This is a genomic window from Sphingopyxis sp. KK2, assembly GCF_001990265.1.
Classification (GTDB): Bacteria; Pseudomonadota; Alphaproteobacteria; order Sphingomonadales; family Sphingomonadaceae; genus Sphingopyxis.
Genome location: NZ_LYVN01000232.1, coordinates 1 through 3442 on the forward strand (window position 1 = coordinate 1; position 3442 = coordinate 3442).

3 protein-coding genes and 1 pseudogene are annotated in these 3442 nt (G+C 70.3%); 3 read left to right on the plus strand and 1 reads right to left on the minus strand.

Annotated elements, in window-relative coordinates; all coding sequences use genetic code 11:
* Nucleotides 1-786 (plus strand): tryptophan 7-halogenase (locus B1A78_RS20960; protein WP_144037947.1); only part of this gene is annotated, 786 nt, incomplete at its 5' end.
* A gap of 64 nt (nt 787-850) precedes the next feature.
* A complete protein-coding gene (locus tag B1A78_RS20965; protein ID WP_077148795.1) occupies nt 851-2347 on the plus strand; it encodes an ATP-binding protein in 1497 nt (498 codons plus the stop codon).
* A gap of 10 nt (nt 2348-2357) precedes the next feature.
* Here B1A78_RS20965 and B1A78_RS20970 read toward each other — a convergent pair whose 3' ends face one another.
* Nucleotides 2358-3068, minus strand: coding sequence for a 2OG-Fe(II) oxygenase (locus B1A78_RS20970; RefSeq protein WP_256839735.1), 711 nt, complete (start codon nt 3066-3068; stop codon nt 2358-2360).
* Nucleotides 3069-3157: 89 nt separating this feature from the next.
* On the opposite strand from B1A78_RS20970, the pseudogene B1A78_RS20975 reads away from it, so the two are divergent.
* Nucleotides 3158-3442: pseudogene (locus B1A78_RS20975) on the plus strand (peptidase M20); the annotation flags it as partial.

Consider the following 3442-nt stretch of genomic DNA (forward strand, 5'->3'; position numbering starts at 1 on the left):
GCAGTCCCCTCGGCGCGGCACGAAAAGCCCAACCTGTTCACGCGCTCGACCGCGCGCGAGGCGGGCTGGCAATGGCGCATTCCGCTCCAGCACCGGACCGGAAACGGCTATGTCTTCTCCAGCGCCTTCATCGACGAACAGGCCGCAACCGACGCGCTGATGGCGCGGCTCGATGCCGCCCCCTTGGCGGACCCCCGCATCCTGCGCTTCGTCACCGGACGGCGGCGGCAGAGCTGGATCGGCAATTGCGTCGCGATCGGCCTGTCGGGCGGCTTTCTCGAACCGCTGGAATCGACCAGCATCTATCTGATTCAGGCGGCGATCCAGAATCTGCTCGCGCTGTTCCCCGGCCGCGACTTCGACCCCCGGCTGGCGCGGCGCTTCAACGACCAGATCAACGCGCTGTTCGAGGATTGCCGCGATTTCATCATCGCCCATTATGTCTGCACCGAGCGCGACGACACGGAATTCTGGCGCTATTGCAGGGCGATGACGCTCCCCGACAGCCTTGCCGAACGGCTCGACCTGTTCCGCTCGCGCGGCGAGACGCTGCCGCCCAAGGGCAGCTTCTTCGGCGATCTCAGCTGGTATGCGATCCTCACCGGCCAAGGGCTCACCCCCGGCCACAATCACCCCGTCGCCAGCACGCTTCCCGAAGCCGAGCGTAGCAAGATGCTGCAGGCGGCGCGCGCGCAGGTCGCGCTACAGGTCGCCGCGATGCCCGACTATGACGAATTCCTCGCGCCGTTCGGGGCCGACGAAGCCAGCCGGCTGGCGCTGGCCTGACGGACGCGTGCCGGTCGATCGCTTGGTTGCCACCCCGCCCGCGCCCCGCTAGGTGCCGGTCATCGTGGACAGCAGCATCACCATCGGAACCGACGCCGCGCAGAATGCGGTCCGCATCGACGTGCAGGAACTGCTCGCGACGCGCCTGCTCGTGCAGGGCAATTCGGGGTCGGGAAAATCGCACCTGCTGCGCCGCATCCTCGAGGAAAGCGCGGGGCTCGTCCAGCAGGTGGTGATCGATCCCGAGGGCGATTTCGTCACCCTCGCCGACCGCTACAACCATGTCGTCGTCAATGCCGGCGACTATAGCGAGCGCGAGATCGCGGCGATGGGCGCGCGCATCCGCGAGCATCGCGCCTCGGTGATCGTCGCGCTCGACACGCTCGATATCGAAGCGCAGATGAGCTGCGCCGCCGCCTTTCTGAACGCGCTGTTCGACGCCCCGCGCGAACATTGGTTTCCGGCGCTCGTCGTCGTCGACGAGGCGCAGATGTTCGCCCCCAGCGCGTCGGGCGACGTCTCGGACAATGTCCGCCGTGCCAGCCTGTCGGCGATGACCAACCTCATGTGCCGCGGCCGCAAGCGCGGGCTCGCCGGCGCGATCGCGACCCAGCGCCTCGCCAAGCTCGCCAAGAATGTCGCGGCCGAGGCGAGCAATTTCCTGATGGGGCGCACCTTCCTCGACATCGACATGGCGCGCGCCGCCGACCTGCTCGGCATGGAGCGCCGCCAGGCCGAGGCGATCCGCGACCTCGACCGCGGCCATTTCCTCGGGCTCGGCCCCGCCATCTCGCGCCGCCCGGTGTCGATCCGCATCGGCTCGACCCAGACCGCGACGCGCGCCGGCACCCACTCGCTGCTGCCGCTGCCTGATGCCGAGCCGCAGGACATGCGCACGATGCTCTTCGCCGAGCTTGAGAGCATGCCGCCGCCGCCACCGCCCCCCGCGCCCAAGGTGGTCCCGGCGCACGACCTGATGCAGCAATTCGCGGCGCAGGACGACGACCTCGCGCTCGCCGAGCCCGCCGCGCCGCCCGAACTCAGCCCCGAAGAGGCCGAGGCCGCCGAAGCCGCGGCGGCGGCCGCCGCCGAGGATATCGAGGCGGGCATCGTCGCCGCGCTGCACGACATGCTCGCCGACCCCGACGGCGCCTTTCATCCCGAGGCCTTTCTCTACCAGGATTTCTCGGTCCGCTGCCGCATGGCGCGGCTCGCGCGCGTGCCGCTCGACCTCGCGCAGTTCCGCCGCCGCTTCGCGCTCGCAAAGGGCGGCATCTTCGACCCCGCCGATGCGCGCTGGGCCGATTTGCTCGACGCCGCGTCGCGCCTGCCCGACGACATGCTCGCTCCCTTCGTCCAGATCGGCCGCGCCGCGATGGAGGGGCTGCCCTGCCCCGACGATGACGCGCTCGGCCGCGCCTATGGCACACGCTCGCCGGGCCGCATCCGCCGCCTCGTCGACTATATGGAAAAACATGGCGCGGTCGTCGTACGCTCGGACTTCGGCGGCCGCCGCTCGATCGGCATCCCCGCGCTGGGGCTCAGCACCGAGGCCGAATAGGGCGCCGCCTTCACGCCGCGTCGTGCAGGATGATCCCCAGCGTCCGCCGCCGCCCCGATCGCAGCGCGCTCACCCCGTGGCGCATCGCGACGCGATAATCGCCGCGGCTGCCCTTTACCGGCCGCGCATTGACCGCAAAGACCACCGCGTCGCCCTTGCCCAGCGGCACGACCATGGCGCGCGACTGCATGCGCGGGCGCTGCTCGGTCAGCACGAACGCGCCGCCGGTAAAATCCGCTTCCGGCGCCGACAACAGCACCGCCGCCTGCAACGGGAAGACATGGTCGCCATAGAGGTCCTGGTGCAGGCAATTATAATCGCCCGGCCCATAATCGAGCAGCAAAGGCGTCGGCCGCGCCTGCCCCGCCGCATGGCAGCGCGCGAGGAAGTCCTCATGCCGCGCGGGAAAGCGGACATCGATCCCCATCCGTTCGTGCCAGCGGTTCGCGACCGGCGCGAGCCGCGCATAGAGCGCCGACCGCAGCGCCGCGACCGGCCCCGGCAGCGGATAGGCGAAATAGCGATATTCGCCCCGCCCGAACCCGTGCCGCGCCATCTGCACCCGGCTGCGAAACCCCTCGGGCGCGTCGTAGCGCGCGGCGAGCCCATCGCATTCGGCGTCGTCCAGCAACCCCGGCACCACCGCCCAGCCTTCGGCATCGAGCGCGGCGGCGAGTGCGGGCCAGTCGATCGCGGCAAGGCGGGCGTCGAGCGCAAGCATTGTTTCCATGTCCATGTCCGGGCTATGCCCTCCCGCACCCCCTGCCGCGCCCCGTTTCTTGCGGCCAAATCCAACGGACACCCTGCCCCATGACCTTCCGCCTCACCGCCGCCCTCTGCCTCGCCGCTTTGGCGGCCCCCACCGCGGCCCAAAATTTGCCGGCTCCCAGCCCCGCCATCTCCGCCGAAAACCTCACCGAAACCGTGCGCACCCTCGCCTCGGACCAGTTTCAGGGCCGCGCGCCCGGCACGGTGGGAGAGGAACGCACGATCGGCTATCTGATCGGCCGGCTCCAGGCGCTCGGGCTCGAACCCGGCGGCACGGGCGGCGGCTGGACCCAGCCCGTCCCGCTGCTCCGCACCCGCCTCGGCACC

Coding starts and splice junctions, on each gene's coding strand:
- B1A78_RS20970 (WP_256839735.1), bottom strand. CDS start 3,068: ATGCTTGCGCTCGACGCCCGCCTTGCCGCGATCGACTGGCCCGCACTC.